12 protein-coding genes are annotated in these 15,760 nt (G+C 55.9%); 9 read left to right on the forward strand and 3 right to left on the reverse strand.

Annotated elements, in window-relative coordinates; all coding sequences use genetic code 11:
• Window positions 1-228: 228 nt before the first annotated feature.
• From metA to aceK, 4 genes are all read left to right on the forward strand, one after another.
• A complete protein-coding gene (metA, locus tag PYW49_RS21665) occupies window positions 229-1,158 on the forward strand; it encodes a homoserine O-acetyltransferase MetA (protein ID WP_023334115.1) in 930 nt (309 codons plus the stop codon).
• Between the two features lie 270 nt (window positions 1,159-1,428).
• On the forward strand, window positions 1,429-3,030 hold the full coding sequence (gene aceB, locus PYW49_RS21670; protein WP_134347359.1) for a malate synthase A: 1,602 nt from the start codon (window positions 1,429-1,431) through the stop codon (window positions 3,028-3,030).
• A gap of 31 nt (window positions 3,031-3,061) precedes the next feature.
• Entirely contained in the window at window positions 3,062-4,366 is a 1,305-nt protein-coding gene (aceA, locus tag PYW49_RS21675; RefSeq protein ID WP_134347358.1) for an isocitrate lyase, read from the forward strand.
• Window positions 4,367-4,414: 48 nt separating this feature from the next.
• Window positions 4,415-6,151: a bifunctional isocitrate dehydrogenase kinase/phosphatase gene (gene aceK, locus PYW49_RS21680; protein WP_134347357.1), complete on the forward strand. Its 1,737-nt coding sequence runs from the start codon at window positions 4,415-4,417 to the stop codon at window positions 6,149-6,151.
• Between the two features lie 37 nt (window positions 6,152-6,188).
• On the opposite strand, the gene iclR is transcribed toward aceK, so the two are convergent.
• Window positions 6,189-7,016 carry a glyoxylate bypass operon transcriptional repressor IclR gene (gene iclR, locus PYW49_RS21685; protein ID WP_134347356.1) on the reverse strand — a complete coding sequence of 276 codons (828 nt, stop codon included), beginning with the start codon at window positions 7,014-7,016 and terminating at the stop codon, window positions 6,189-6,191.
• A 193-nt stretch (window positions 7,017-7,209) separates the two neighbouring features.
• On the opposite strand from iclR, the gene metH reads away from it, so the two are divergent.
• The 5 genes from metH (at window position 7,210) to rluF (ending at window position 14,401) form a co-directional block, all read left to right on the forward strand.
• The gene (gene metH / locus PYW49_RS21690; protein ID WP_320387480.1) at window positions 7,210-10,893 is read left to right on the forward strand and encodes a methionine synthase; all 3,684 of its coding nucleotides are present in this window, start codon (window positions 7,210-7,212) and stop codon (window positions 10,891-10,893) included.
• Between the two features lie 116 nt (window positions 10,894-11,009).
• Window positions 11,010-12,641: a Na/Pi cotransporter family protein gene (locus PYW49_RS21695; RefSeq protein ID WP_134347354.1), complete on the forward strand. Its 1,632-nt coding sequence runs from the start codon at window positions 11,010-11,012 to the stop codon at window positions 12,639-12,641.
• A 143-nt stretch (window positions 12,642-12,784) separates the two neighbouring features.
• A complete protein-coding gene (locus PYW49_RS21700; RefSeq protein WP_320387481.1) occupies window positions 12,785-13,135 on the forward strand; it encodes a type II toxin-antitoxin system RelE/ParE family toxin in 351 nt (116 codons plus the stop codon).
• Between the two features lie 2 nt (window positions 13,136-13,137).
• The gene (locus PYW49_RS21705; protein ID WP_320387482.1) at window positions 13,138-13,476 is read left to right on the forward strand and encodes a helix-turn-helix domain-containing protein; all 339 of its coding nucleotides are present in this window, start codon (window positions 13,138-13,140) and stop codon (window positions 13,474-13,476) included.
• A gap of 52 nt (window positions 13,477-13,528) precedes the next feature.
• A complete protein-coding gene (gene rluF / locus PYW49_RS21710; RefSeq protein ID WP_134347351.1) occupies window positions 13,529-14,401 on the forward strand; it encodes a 23S rRNA pseudouridine(2604) synthase RluF in 873 nt (290 codons plus the stop codon).
• On the opposite strand, the gene PYW49_RS21715 is transcribed toward rluF, so the two are convergent.
• Together PYW49_RS21715 and panS are read right to left on the reverse strand one after the other, a co-directional pair.
• Window positions 14,402-14,674, reverse strand: a complete 273-nt coding sequence (locus PYW49_RS21715; protein ID WP_059312969.1) for a DUF3811 domain-containing protein — start codon at window positions 14,672-14,674, stop codon at window positions 14,402-14,404.
• A 50-nt stretch (window positions 14,675-14,724) separates the two neighbouring features.
• The gene (gene panS, locus PYW49_RS21720; RefSeq protein ID WP_320387483.1) at window positions 14,725-15,669 is read right to left on the reverse strand and encodes a ketopantoate/pantoate/pantothenate transporter PanS; all 945 of its coding nucleotides are present in this window, start codon (window positions 15,667-15,669) and stop codon (window positions 14,725-14,727) included.
• Window positions 15,670-15,760: the final 91 nt, after the last annotated feature.

The following is a 15,760-nucleotide window of genomic DNA, read 5'->3' on the forward strand; positions in this document are numbered from 1 at the left end:
CGATGGTAGTGTGGGGTCTCCCCATGTGAGAGTAGGGAACTGCCAGGCATCAAATAGAAGAACCCCGTACCGTAAGGTGCGGGGTTTTTTGCTTTTGTTTTTCTCCTCCCCCTCTCCCTGAAACTTTCTCACCTTCGACTTGCAGACTCGACATTCCGATCGTTTCTCGGTATCGTTAGCTGTCTGGATGTCTAAACGTTTATACGTATACTGTGAGGAAGTAAGGTTATGCCGATTCGGGTGCAGGACGAGCTACCAGCCGTCAATTTCTTACGTGAAGAAAACGTCTTCGTCATGACGGCTTCACGTGCAACAGGCCAGGAAATTCGCCCGCTGAAGGTTCTTATTCTCAATTTGATGCCGAAAAAGATCGAAACAGAGAACCAGTTCCTGCGTTTACTTTCGAACTCCCCGCTGCAGGTCGATATTCAGCTGCTGCGGATCGATGCCCGTGAGTCACGTAATACGCCTTCTGAGCATCTGAACAATTTCTACTGCAACTTTGATGACATTCAGGGTGAAAACTTCGATGGACTGATTGTGACCGGCGCCCCGCTGGGTCTGGTTGAATTCAACGATGTTGCCTATTGGCCGCAGATCAAACAGGTGCTGGAGTGGGCAAAAGATCACGTCACGTCCACGTTGTTTGTCTGTTGGGCGGTACAAGCCGCACTGAATATTCTTTATGGCATCCCCAAGCAAACCCGCACTGAAAAGCTCTCCGGCGTATACGAACACCATATTCTCCATCCACATGCTCTGCTGACGCGCGGGTTTGATGATTCTTTCCTGGCCCCGCATTCACGCTATGCCGATTTCCCGGCACAGCTGATCCGCGATTACACCGATCTGGAGATCCTGGCCGAAACAGAGGATGGAGATGCTTATCTGTTTGCCAGCAAGGATAAACGCATTGCCTTTGTGACCGGACATCCTGAATACGATCCGCATACCCTCGCGTCAGAGTATTTCCGTGATGTCGAAGCGGGTCTCAATCCCGATGTGCCGTACAACTATTTCCCGAAAAACGATCCACAAAACAAACCGAGAGCGACCTGGCGCAGCCACGGGAATTTGCTTTTTACTAACTGGCTCAACTATTACGTCTACCAGATAACGCCATACGATCTGCGTCACATGAATCCGACGCTGGAGTAATCTTCTGCATTAAACGATCCTAAAGCGTTTCAGCTATTCAGATCAGGCACCTTCGGGTGCCTTTTTTATTTCCGAAATACCACTCATCATTCAACCTAACTTTAACGCCATAAAAATCAATAAGTTGATTTCATTTAATAATTAAAATGGAAATTGTTTTTGATTTTAGAAAAAATATAGATAGTCTTAATTCTGCTGAGCGAAAACTACCCAACGATCTTTCGTTCGCATCGGGAGCGTGATTTTGGATCTTTGATGAGGAGCAGAGTAATGACTCAACAGGCAACGACGGTCGATGAACTGGCCTTTACCAAGCCGTACGGCGAGCAAGAACAGCAAGTTTTGACGGCGGAAGCGGTAGAATTTCTGACTGAGCTGGTGACTCGCTTTACACCACAGCGTAATAAGCTGCTGGCGGCACGCATTCATCAGCAGCAAGAAATTGACGATGGCAAGTTGCCTGGCTTCATTTCGGAAACCGCTTCCATTCGTCGTGGTGAATGGAAAATCCGCGGCATCCCTGAAGATTTACAGGATCGTCGCGTTGAGATCACCGGTCCGGTAGAGCGCAAAATGGTGATCAACGCCATGAACGCCAACGTTAAAGTCTTTATGGCCGATTTTGAGGACTCACTGGCGCCAGACTGGAACAAAGTTATCGACGGGCAGATCAACCTGCGCGACGCCGTGAACGGCACCATCAGCTATACCAACGAAGCCGGTAAAATTTATCAACTCAAACCGAATCCGGCTGTGCTGATCTGCCGCGTACGCGGGCTGCATCTGCCCGAAAAACATGTCACCTGGCGTGGGGAAGCCATTCCGGGCAGCCTGTTTGATTTTGCGCTCTATTTCTTCCACAACCATAAAAACCTGCTGGCTAAAGGCAGCGGCCCTTATTTCTATCTGCCGAAGACCCAATCCTGGCAGGAAGCGGCCTGGTGGAGTGAAGTGTTCAGCTACGCGGAAGATCGTTTCAACCTGCCGCGCGGCACCATCAAAGCCACGCTGCTGATTGAAACGCTGCCCGCCGTGTTCCAGATGAACGAAATTCTGCATGCCCTGCGCGACCACATCGTCGGCCTGAACTGTGGGCGCTGGGACTATATTTTCAGCTACATCAAAACCCTGAAAAATTATCCCGATCGCGTGCTGCCCGATCGTCAGGTTGTGACTATGGATAAACCGTTCCTGAGCGCCTACTCGCGTCTGCTGATCAAAACCTGCCACAAGCGTGGTGCCTTTGCGATGGGCGGCATGGCGGCCTTTATCCCGAGCAAAGACGCAGAGCGTAACAACCAGGTGCTCAACAAGGTGAAAGCCGATAAAGAGCTTGAAGCGCGTAACGGCCATGACGGGACGTGGATCGCGCACCCGGGTCTGGCGGATACGGCAATGGAAGTCTTTAACCGCGTACTCGGTGACAACAAAAACCAGCTGTTCGTCACGCGCGAAGACGATGCCCCGACGGCTGAAGAACAGCTGCTGGCACCGTGTGTGGGTGAACGTACCGAAGAGGGCATGCGAGCCAATATTCGCGTTGCCGTGCAGTACATCGAAGCGTGGATCTCCGGTAACGGCTGTGTACCGATCTACGGCCTGATGGAAGATGCCGCGACGGCGGAGATCTCACGCACCTCAATCTGGCAGTGGATTCACCATCAAAAAACGCTCAGCAACGGCAAGCCGGTGACCAAATCCCTGTTCCGCCAGATGCTGGCTGAAGAGATGCGGGTGATCCAGGACGAGCTGGGCGAACACCGCTTCAGCAGCGGACGTTTTGACGACGCCGCGCGCCTGATGGAGCAAATCACCACATCAGATGACCTAATCGACTTCCTGACCCTGCCGGGCTACCGCTTCCTGGCGTAACTCACCACATAACAATATGGAGCATCTGCACATGAAAACCCGTACCCAACAAATCGAAGACTTAAAAAAAGAGTGGACACAATCTCGCTGGGAGGGCATCCGCCGTCCATACAGCGCGGAGGAAGTGGTGAAATTACGCGGCTCGATCAATCCGGAATGCACGCTGGCACAGAACGGTGCGGCGAAAATGTGGAAGCTGCTGCACGGTGGCTCTAAAAAGGGCTATATCAACAGCCTCGGCGCGCTGACCGGCGGTCAGGCACTGCAGCAGGCGAAGGCCGGTATTGAGGCTATTTATCTCTCCGGCTGGCAGGTTGCGGCGGACGCCAACCTGGCCTCCAGCATGTACCCGGATCAGTCGCTCTATCCGGCTAACTCCGTGCCGTCGGTCGTGGATCGGATCAACAACACCTTCCGCCGTGCGGATCAGATCCAGTGGGCCGCAGGTATCGAACCAAACGATCCGCGCTTTATTGACTACTTCCTGCCGATCGTCGCGGATGCAGAAGCGGGCTTTGGTGGCGTGCTGAACGCCTTCGAACTGATGAAATCGATGATTGAGGCCGGTGCAGCGGCCGTTCACTTCGAAGATCAGCTGGCGTCTGTGAAGAAGTGCGGACACATGGGCGGGAAAGTTCTCGTCCCGACTCAGGAAGCGATTCAGAAGCTGGTGGCGGCGCGTCTGGCTGCTGACGTGCTCGGCGTGCCGACGCTGGTCATTGCCCGTACCGATGCGGATGCGGCGGATCTGATCACCTCTGACTGCGACCCGTACGACAGCGAGTTCATCACCGGTGAGCGTACCAGTGAAGGCTTCTACCGTACCCATGCAGGCATTGAACAGGCGATCAGCCGTGGCCTGGCGTATGCGCCGTACGCGGACCTGGTCTGGTGTGAAACCTCCACGCCGGATCTGGCGCTGGCAAAACGCTTTGCTGATGCTATTCACGCGAAGTACCCAGGCAAACTGCTGGCCTATAACTGCTCGCCGTCCTTCAACTGGCAGAAAAAGCTGGATGACAAAACCATCGCCAGCTTCCAGCAGCAGCTGTCCGACATGGGCTACAAATACCAGTTCATTACCCTGGCAGGGATCCACAGCATGTGGTTCAACATGTTCGACCTGGCACATGCCTATGCGCAAGGTGAGGGCATGAAGCACTATGTTGAGAAGGTTCAGCAGCCAGAATTTGCCGCCGGTAAAGATGGCTATACCTTCGTCTCTCACCAGCAGGAGGTGGGAACGGGCTACTTCGATAACGTGACGACCATCATTCAGGGTGGCACCTCATCCGTCACCGCCTTAACGGGTTCAACGGAAGAAGCACAGTTCTAATCTTTTCCCCCTCTCCCCTCTGGGGAGAGGGTTGGGTAAGGGGAATATATGTCGCGTGGCCTGGAATTACTGATTGCCCAAACTATTTTGCAGGGCTTCGATGCCCAGTATGGTCGTTTTCTTGAAGTGACCTCCGGCGCGCAGCAGCGCTTCGAACATGCTGACTGGCATGCGGTTCAGCAGGCCATGAAGCAGCGTATCCATCTCTATGACCACCATGTGGGTCTGGTGGTGGAGCAGTTGCGTTGTATTACCGATGGTAAAAGTCCGGATGCGGAATTTTTACTGCGCGTCAAAGAGCATTACACCCATTTGTTACCCGACTACCCGCGCTTCGAGATTGCGGAGAGCTTTTTTAACTCCGTCTATTGCCGGTTATTTGACCACCGCTCATTATCTCCTGAGCGGTTATTTATCTTCAGCTCTCAGCCCGAGCGACGCTTTCGAACCATTCCTCGTCCGCTGGCGAAAGATTTCTTTCCCGAGCGCGGGTGGGAAAAGCTCCTGCACCGCGTCTTAACGGATTTGCCGCTGCGCTTGCCCTGGGAGAATAAAACCCGGGATATCGGTTATATCCACGCACATCTCAACGAAACCTTCGGTGCGGAGGTGCTCAGCCACAGCCATTTGCAGGTTGCCAATGAGCTTTTTTACCGCAATAAAGCCGCATGGCTGGTGGGCAAACTGGTTACGCCGACCGCCATTGTGCCGTTTCTGCTGCCCATTCACCGTACCGACGACGGGGAACTGTTTGTCGATACCTGCCTGACCACCAGCGCCGAGGCCAGCATCGTATTTGGCTTCGCCCGCTCTTATTTCATGGTTTACGCCCCGCTGCCTGCCGCTCTGGTGGAGTGGCTGCGCGAGATCCTGCCGGGCAAAACCACCGCCGAGCTGTATATGGCCATTGGCTGCCAGAAGCACGCCAAAACGGAAAGCTACCGGGAGTACCTGCGCTATGTCACCACCGCTGATGAACAGTTCATCGAAGCACCCGGCATTCGCGGCATGGTGATGCTGGTGTTTACGCTTCCGGGTTTCGACCGGGTATTTAAGGTGATTAAAGACAGATTCGCGCCGCAGAAAGAGATGACCGCTGCCCATGTTCGCGCCTGCTACCAGCTGGTCAAAGAGCACGATCGCGTCGGGCGCATGGCGGATACCCAGGAATTCGAAAACTTTGTGCTGGATAAGCAGCAGATCGACCCGGCGCTCATGACGCTTTTACTGCAGGAAGCACCCGGAAAAATCACCGATCTTGGTGACAAAATCGTGATAAGCCATCTCTACATTGAACGTCGTATGGTGCCGCTGAATATCTGGCTGGAGCAGTCCGAAGGTCAGGCGCTGCGGGATGCCATTGAAGAGTACGGCAACGCGATTCGCCAGCTTGCCGCCGCCAATATTTTCCCGGGCGATATGCTGTATAAAAACTTCGGCGTCACCCGCCACGGGCGAGTGGTGTTCTACGATTACGACGAAATTTGCTACATGACCGAGGTGAATTTCCGCGATATCCCGCCACCCCGCTACCCGGAAGATGAGCTTTCCGGTGAGCCGTGGTACAGCGTCTCGCCGGGCGATGTGTTTCCGGAGGAGTTTCGCCACTGGCTGTGCGCCGACCCGCGCATCGGGCCGCTATTCGAAGAGATGCATGAGGATCTGTTCCGTGCCAGCTACTGGCGTGGACTGCAAACGCGGATCAAAAATGGACATGTCGAAGATGTGTACGCTTACCGCCGCAAGCAGCGGTTTAGCATCAGATTTTCAGAGGGCATCATGTAGGCCGGGTAAGGCGAAGCCGCCACCCGGCAAAGCATGCTTAACGAATCCCACCGTACGCCAGCGTCACCTCTTTCGCCGCCTTAATCACCAGCGCACCCAGCTCGGTCACGCGGTCGTCGGTCATCCGCGAAATCGGACCGGAGATGGAGATCGCGGCAAACGGCTCGCGGTGCTCGTCGAAAATACAGGCCGCCAGGCAGCGTAGCCCCAGCGCATGTTCCTCATCATCAAACGAATAGCCGCGCTTGCGGGTCAAAGCCAGATCTTCTTTCAGATGCACCGGTGACACCAGCGTGGCGTGGGTATAGGCGTGCAGACCTTTACGGTGCAGCAGCCCCGTCACCTGCTCCTCGCTCAGCTGCGAGAGAAACGCTTTCCCCGCCCCGGAGGCGTGCATCGGCAGCTTGCCGCCAATCGGCGCGGACATGCGCATCAGCTGCGTGCACTGCACCTGGTCGATGATAATCGCCTGATGGTCGCTCTGGTCCAGCACCGCCAGGTTCACCGTCTCGCCGGACTCTTCCATCAGCTTGCGCAGAATCGGGTGCACTATCGCCAGCAGGTTGCGGCTCTGCAGGAAGCTGCTGCCGACGATAAACGCATGCGCGCCTACCGCCCAGTGCCCGAGTTCGCCTACCTGACGGACAAAGCCCAACTGCTGCATAGTGGTCAGCAGCCGATGCGTCGTGGAGTTCGGCAGGCCAGCCTGCTGCGCCAGCTCCGTCAGGGCCACGCTGCTGTGCGACTCGGCTATCCACTCCAGCAGCTTCAGACCGCGCGTGAGCGATTGAACCTGTCCGCCCTGTTGTGCGGAGGTGGTGGCAGCAGGTTTTCTGCCGCGTTTAGCGGGAACGGTCGCGACCATGACGAACTCCTTTTTCTGTATCGTGGAAATCATTTTCGTTTTATTTGGTGAATTTGCAACCGTTATCCTGACTGATCGGAGGAGTGATGGTGAACATGTCTCATGTTACCCCTGAGTGGCTTTTCCACCCTGCGAGATTGTGCCAGTATGGAACGCAGCCTTTTGGCTATGTTGAGCGTTGTCGGGAGCAAGTGTGAGTAGCAAAGTAGAGCAACTGCGTGCGCAGTTAAATGAACGAATTCTGGTGCTGGACGGCGGCATGGGCACCATGATCCAGGGCTATCGTCTGAGCGAAGACGATTTCCGCGGCGAACGCTTCGCTGACTGGCCATGCGACCTGAAAGGGAACAACGACCTGCTGGTGCTCAGCAAGCCGTCCGTGATTAAGGATATCCACAACGCGTACTTCGAAGCGGGTGCGGATATCGTTGAAACCAACACCTTTAACTCGACAACCATCGCCATGGCGGATTACCAGATGGAATCCCTGTCGGCGGAAATCAACTATGAAGCCGCGAAGCTGGCGCGCGCCTGCGCAGACGAGTGGACGGCCCGCACGCCGGAAAAACCGCGCTACGTGGCCGGGGTACTTGGCCCCACCAACCGCACCGCGTCGATTTCACCGGATGTCAACGACCCGGCGTTTCGTAATATCACCTTTGACCAGCTGGTCGCGGCCTACCGGAAATCGACCAGAGCGCTGGTGGAAGGCGGTTCCGATCTGATCCTGATTGAAACGGTATTCGATACCCTCAACGCCAAAGCCGCGATTTACGCGGTGAAAGAGGAGTTCGAGGCGCTGGGCGTTGACCTGCCGATCATGATTTCCGGCACCATCACCGACGCCTCTGGCCGTACCCTGTCCGGCCAGACAACTGAAGCGTTTTACAACTCTCTGCGCCATGCGGAGGCGCTCTCCTTCGGCCTGAACTGCGCGCTGGGACCGGACGAACTGCGCCAGTACGTGCAGGAGCTGTCGCGCATCGCGGAGTGCTACGTCACGGCGCACCCGAACGCCGGTCTGCCGAACGCGTTTGGTGAGTACGATCTGGATGCAGATACCATGGCGGCGCAAATCCGCGAGTGGGCTGAGTCTGGCTTCCTGAATATTGTCGGCGGCTGCTGCGGTACCACGCCGGAGCACATCGCCGCCATGAGCAATGCGGTGGCGGGTCTGCCGCCGCGCAAGCTGCCTGAGCTTCCCGTTGCCTGCCGTCTTGCCGGCCTTGAGCCGTTGACCATCGGCGACGACAGCCTGTTTGTGAACGTCGGTGAACGTACCAACGTTACGGGTTCCGCAAAATTCAAGCGACTGATCAAAGAAGAGAAGTACAGCGAAGCGCTGGACGTCGCCCGCCAGCAGGTGGAAAGCGGCGCGCAGATTATTGATATCAACATGGATGAGGGGATGCTCGACGCCGAAGCGGCGATGGTGCGCTTCCTCAACCTGATTGCCGGTGAGCCGGACATCGCCCGCGTGCCGATCATGATTGACTCCTCCAAATGGGAGGTCATCGAAAAAGGGCTGAAGTGCATTCAGGGCAAAGGCATCGTCAACTCCATCTCGATGAAAGAGGGCGTGGATATCTTTATCCACCACGCGAAGATGGTGCGCCGCTACGGTGCTGCCGTGGTGGTGATGGCCTTTGACGAAGTGGGCCAGGCCGACACCCGCGAGCGCAAAATTGAGATTTGCCGCCGCGCGTACAAAATACTGACTGAAGAGGTGGGCTTCCCGCCGGAAGACATTATCTTTGACCCGAACATCTTCGCCGTCGCGACAGGTATTGAAGAGCACAACAACTACGCGCAGGACTTTATCGGCGCGTGTGAAGACATTAAACGCGAGCTACCGCATGCGCTGATCTCCGGTGGCGTGTCGAACGTATCGTTCTCGTTCCGCGGCAACGACCCGGTGCGCGAAGCGATCCACGCCGTGTTCCTCTACTACGCCATCCGCAACGGGATGGACATGGGGATTGTTAACGCCGGCCAGCTGGCGATTTACGACGATCTGCCTGCGGAGCTTCGCGAAGCGGTAGAAGACGTGATCCTTAACCGCCGCGACGATGCCACCGAGCGGCTGCTGGATCTGGCAGAAAAATACCGTGGCAGCAAATCGGATGAGGCGGTAAACGTTCAGCAGGCCGAGTGGCGTTCCTGGGACGTGAAAAAGCGTCTGGAATACTCGCTGGTCAAAGGCATTACCGAATTTATTGAACTTGATACCGAAGAGGCTCGCCAGCAGGCCGCGCGTCCCATCGAAGTGATTGAAGGCCCGCTGATGGATGGCATGAACGTGGTCGGCGATCTGTTCGGTGAGGGCAAAATGTTCCTGCCACAGGTCGTAAAATCTGCACGCGTCATGAAGCAGGCGGTGGCCTACCTTGAGCCATATATTGAAGCCAGCAAAGAGAAAGGCTCCACTAACGGTAAAATGGTGATCGCGACCGTGAAGGGGGATGTCCACGACATCGGCAAAAACATCGTCGGCGTAGTGCTGCAGTGTAATAACTACGAGATTATCGACCTTGGCGTGATGGTGCCCGCAGATAAAATTCTCAAGACCGCGCGCGAAGTGAATGCCGATCTGATCGGTCTTTCGGGGTTGATTACCCCGTCGCTGGACGAGATGGTCAACGTGGCAAAAGAGATGGAGCGTCAGGGCTTCACCATTCCGCTGCTGATTGGCGGGGCGACCACTTCGAAAGCGCACACGGCGGTGAAAATCGAACAGAACTACAGCGGCCCGACGGTTTACGTGCAGAACGCCTCACGCACTGTCGGCGTGGTGTCCGCGCTGCTCTCCGACACCCAGCGTGATGATTTTGTGGCGCGCACCCGCAAAGAGTACGAAACCGTTCGCATCCAGCACGGGCGCAAGAAACCGCGCACGCCGCCCGTCACGCTGCAGGCGGCGCGCGATAACGATCTGGCCTTTGACTGGTCGAGCTATACGCCCCCGGTCGCGCATCGTCTGGGCGTGCAGGACGTCACCGCCAGCATCGAAACGCTGCGCAACTACATCGACTGGACGCCGTTCTTTATGACCTGGTCGCTGGCGGGCAAATATCCGCGTATCCTGGAGGATGAAGTTGTAGGTGAAGAGGCGAAGCGCCTGTTTAAAGACGCCAATGATATGCTGGATAAGCTGAGTGCGGAGCAAACCCTTAATCCACGCGGCGTGGTCGGGCTCTTCCCGGCGAACCGCGTGGGTGATGACATCGAAATTTATCGTGATGAAACCCGCACCCACGTGCTGGCGGTCAGCCGCCATCTGCGCCAGCAAACCGAAAAAGTGGGCTTTGCCAACTACTGCCTGGCCGATTTCGTGGCACCGAAGCTTTCCGGGAAAGCGGATTACATCGGCGCCTTTGCCGTGACCGGTGGTCTGGAAGAAGATGCCCTGGCGGAGGCGTTCGAAGCGCAGCACGATGATTACAATAAAATCATGGTAAAAGCGATTGCCGACCGCCTGGCGGAAGCCTTCGCCGAGTACCTGCACGAGCGCGTGCGTAAGGTGCACTGGGGCTACGCGGCCAATGAAAACCTCAGCAACGAGGAGCTGATCCGCGAGAACTACCAGGGCATTCGTCCGGCACCGGGTTACCCGGCCTGTCCGGAACACACTGAAAAAGGCACCATCTGGAAATTACTGGACGTAGAGGCGCATACCGGTATGAAGCTCACCGAGTCGTTCGCTATGTGGCCGGGCGCGTCCGTTTCCGGCTGGTACTTCAGCCATCCGGACAGTAAATACTTCGCCGTCGCGCAACTGCAACGCGATCAGATCGAAGATTATGCGCTGCGTAAAGGGATGAGCGTATCTGAAGTTGAACGCTGGTTAGCGCCAAATCTGGGCTACGACGCCGACTAACGTCACTTTTCCTTACAACAAACAGGGCGCTCATTGGGCGCCCTGTCTCTTTCTTACGTTTAAACCCTTATACTGAACCTAAGGAAAACGAATAACGATAAGGAGGAAAACCTTCCGTGCTGACCCTGTTACATCTGCTCTCTGCAGTCGCACTGCTTGTCTGGGGGACCCATATCGTCCGTACCGGCGTGATGCGCGTCTTTGGTGCCCGTTTACGTACCGTTCTCAGCAGTAGCGTCGAGAAGAAGCCGCTCGCCTTCTGCGCGGGCATTGGCGTGACGGCACTGGTTCAGAGCAGTAACGCCACAACCCTGCTGGTCACCTCCTTTGTGGCGCAGGATCTGGTGGCGCTGGCCCCGGCGCTGGTTATTGTGCTGGGGGCGGATGTGGGTACCGCGCTGATGGCGCGTATCCTGACGTTCGATCTCTCGTGGCTGTCGCCACTGCTGATTTTTCTCGGCGTGATCTTTTTCCTCGGCCGCAAACAGACGCGGGCCGGACAGCTTGGTCGCGTGGGGATTGGCCTGGGGCTGATCCTGCTGGCGCTGGAGCTGATTGTGCAGGCGGTCACCCCTATCACCGAGGCCAACGGTGTTCAGGTCATCTTCGCCTCCCTCACCGGTGACATCATGCTGGACGCGCTGATCGGCGCGGTGTTTGCCATCGTCAGCTACTCCAGTCTGGCTGCGGTGCTGCTGACGGCGACCTTAACCGCCGCCGGGGCGATCTCCTTCCCGGTCGCGCTATGTCTGGTGATTGGGGCTAACCTCGGGTCTGGCCTGCTGGCGATGCTCAATAACAGCGCCGCCAACGCTGCCGCCCGCCGCGTGGCCCTCGGCAGCCTGCTGTTTAAGCTGGTGGGCAGCCTGATTATCCTGCCCTTTATCCATCCGCTGGCGAACCTGATGGACAACCTCCCGCTGCCGAAGGCGGAGCTGGTGATCTATTTCCACGTTTTCTATAACCTGGTGCGCTGCCTGGCGATGGTCCCTTTTGCTGAGCCGATGGCCCGCTTCTGCGAACGCCTTATCCAGGATGAACCGGAGCTGGATGCGCGTCTGAAACCCAAGCATTTGGATACCTCCGCGCTGGATACCCCGGCCCTGGCGCTGGCGAATGCCGCTCGCGAGACGCTGCGCATGGGCGACGCCATGGAAACCATGCTTGAAGGCCTGCAAAAGGTGATGCACGGCGAGCCGCGAGAAGAAAAAGATCTGCGCAGACTGGCGGACGATATCAACGTGCTTTATACCGCCATCAAGCTCTATCTGGCGCGCATTCCGCAGGATGAGCTGGCGGAGGAGGAGTCACGCCGCTGGGCCGAAATTATTGAGATGTCGCTTAACCTGGAACAGGCCTCGGATATCGTTGAACGGATGGGCAGCGAGATCGCAGATAAATCGCTGGCCGCACGTCGGGCGTTCTCAGGTGAAGGCCTGAAGGAGCTGGAGGCGCTGCAAGAACAGCTGGTGAGCAACCTGAAGCTGGCCATGTCGGTCTTCTTTTCCAGCGACGTGCCGAGCGCGCGCCGCTTGCGCCGTAACAAGCATCGTTTCCGCATTCTGAACCGCCGCTATTCGCACGCCCACGTTGAGCGTTTGCACCAGCAGAACGTGCAGAGCATTGAAACCAGCTCGCTACACCTGGGGCTGCTGGGCGATATGAAACGCCTTAATTCGTTGTTCTGCGCGGTGGCGTACAGCGTGATGGAACAGCCGGATGAAGATGACGAGCGGGATGAGTATTAATCTCTGAAAGTGCCTCGCAGTTTCATTCTATCTAACATGACTACGTCCTGACAAAAACGTAACGTGGCTGAGTGGGTGTTGATAAACCTACTCAGCCACATTTTACGTTTATTGGCGTATAAAATTTTATACAAGGATGTGATATGCTATCAGAAAGGCCAGCACTGAGGCCCATTGCGTGGATGGGAAGTGCCTTTAATGATTTGCTCCGTTTCCCTGAGGAAATACGCAAAGACGCTGGCTATCAGTTACATCGACTGCAGGCCGGATTAGAAGCGGCTGACTGGAAGCCGATGTCAGAGATAGGTAAAGGTGTTTCTGAAATACGGCTCCGTGATCATTCTGGTGCTTATCGAATCCTCTATCTGGCACGATATGAAGATGCTGTGTACGTACTGCATAGCTTTAATAAGAAGACGCCGCGGACATCAGTCCATGATAAACATATAGCAAAGGCACGTTTTCAGGCAGTGCTTGATGCCCGGAGAGGTTAAAAATGGGGATTCGCGTTGATACTAAAATTCGGCATGTGACACCGGCCGACACGAATATTTTCGCAGAGTTGGGTTTCGAAGAGAGCGAGGCTAAACAACTCCAGGTAAGCGCCGAGAAAGAAGTTGAGCAGTTGCTCGCCATTAAGCGACAACTCATGCAGGAGATCGCCTTATGGATTGCGGAAAATAAACTCCGCCAGGTTGATGTTGCCGCCAGGCTTAATGTGTCCCGACCGCGAGTATCCGATGTGGTTAACCTTAAAACCAATAAGTTTACCCTTGATACGCTGGTCATGATGCTGGGCAAACTTGGAAAACCCGTCTCAGTTACCGTCGGCTAATCTTTTTTTCCAGCCCAAACCTAAGGTATATTTCGCCTTCACAGGAGAAACTATGCTGCCAACTCAATCAACCCGATTAAACAAATACATTAGCGAGAGCGGGATCTGCTCACGTCGCGAGGCGGACCGTTACATTGAACAAGGTAACGTGTTCCTCAACGGCAAACGCGCCACTATCGGCGATCAGGTAGTACCTGGCGACGTGGTTAAAGTGAATGGTCAGCTCATCGAACCGCGCGATGCTGAAGACCTGGTGTTTATCGCGTTGAACAAACCGGTTGGGATTGTCAGCACCACCGAGGATGGCGAGCGGGATAACATCGTGGATTTCGTGAACCATAGCAGCCGTATCTTCCCGATAGGCCGACTGGATAAAGACTCTCAGGGGCTGATTTTCCTCACCAACCACGGCGATCTGGTCAATAAAATTCTGCGTGCCGGTAACGACCACGAGAAAGAGTACATCGTGACGGTGAATAAGCCGGTCACGGACGAATTTATTCGTGGCATGGGCGCCGGTGTGCCGATCCTCGGTACCGTCACGAAAAAGTGTAAGGTCAAGAAAGAAGCGCCGTTCGCGTTCCGCATTACCCTGGTACAGGGCTTAAACCGTCAGATCCGCCGCATGTGTGAGCACTTCGGTTACGAAGTGACAAAGCTCGAGCGCACGCGCATCATGAATGTCAGCCTGTCCGGTATCCCGCTGGGCGAGTGGCGTGACTTAACCGGCGATGAGCTGATTGAGCTGTTCAAGTTAATCGAGAATTCCTCGTCCGAAGCGAAGCCGAAGGCCAAAGCAAAACCGAAAACCCAGGCGATTAAGCGCCCGGTAGTGAAGGCACCGCAAGCGGAAGAGAAAGGACGCGGCAAACCGGCCAACGGGAAGCGCTTTGTCCAGCCTGGCCGCAAAAAGAAAGGGCGCTAGTTAGCGCCTTCCACGGGTAGAGGTAGTGGCCGACCAGGAAAAGGTCGTTTCAGTATCCGGCTTATAAGCCTGCTGCTTTTTCAGTTTGCGGGCTTTCTTCGCCTCGGCGTCACGCTGCGCCATCAGTTTATCGATGTACTCTTTTTTAACCTGATTGGTTTCGGCGTTCGTCAGCGTGCGGCCATGTGCGATGCGTGCGCGGTCGAGAAGCGTTTTAAGTTCGCGCTGCTCGGCTTCCGTCATGTCTTTCTGGGTCAATCGTGGTGTAGCCATTGCTGAAGCCTCCTGAGAGAGAGGCTTCAGTGTAAAGCAAGTACCGCCAATTAACCCTGTTTCACCGCATCTTTTTTCGTTTGTTCATCAATCGGTTTGCCGGACCAGTAGCCCGCCAGCAGCGAACCGGACAGATTATGCCAGACGGAGAACAGGGCTCCCGGCAGTGCCGCCAGCGGTGAGAAGTAGATTTTCCCGAGCGCCGCCGCCAGGCCGGAGTTCTGCATGCCCACCTCGATTGCCAGCGTGCGGCAGGTAGATTCGTCAAAGCCAAACAGCTTCCCGCCCCAGTAGCCGCCCAGCAGGCCTATGGTGTTATGCAGCACAACCGCGACGATTACCACAAACCCCACGGAAGCAATGTGCGACGCGGAACCCGCCACCACGGCGCTGATGATGGCCAGAATACAGACCATCGAAAACGCAGGCAGATACGGCTCTACCGCTTTCACTACGCGCGGGAAGAGATGGTGAATGACCAGGCCCAGCGCAATCGGGATCACCACAATCTGCAGAATGCTCAGCAGCATGCCCATCACATCCACCTGAATATGTGCGTCCACATACAGACGCGTTAATAGCGGGGTCGCAATCACGCCGACCAGCGTGGAAACGGAAGAGATGGTCACCGAGAGCGCCACATCGCCTTTCGCCAGGTAGATCATCACGTTAGACGCCGTACCGCTGGCCACGCTACCCACCAGCACCATCCCGGCGGAGAGGTCGGGCGGCATCTTAAAGGCCATCGCCAATAGCCACGCCGCAAGCGGCATCACCAGGTAGTGGAGGAATATTCCTGCCGCGACGGGCGCAGGGCGAGACAGCACGCGCTTAAAGTCGTCGATTTTCAGGTGTATACCCATGCCGAGCATGATCAGCATCAGCAGCGTGGTGACCCATGGCCCGATGCCGGTGAACGTGGTGGGCGTGTAATACGCGAGTACAGAGAGCAGCAGCGCCCACAACGGGAACAGCCGGGTGATAGCGGATAACATAGTGAGTTCCTTGCAGTATTGTCGTGTTGTTTAGTTATGAAAAAGCCGGGTCTGTGCCCGGCTTGTAGATAATGTTTATCGTGCTAACGAA

It is taken from the genome of Enterobacter chinensis, assembly GCF_034008295.1.
In the GTDB taxonomy this organism is placed as follows: Bacteria; Pseudomonadota; Gammaproteobacteria; order Enterobacterales; family Enterobacteriaceae; genus Enterobacter; species Enterobacter chinensis.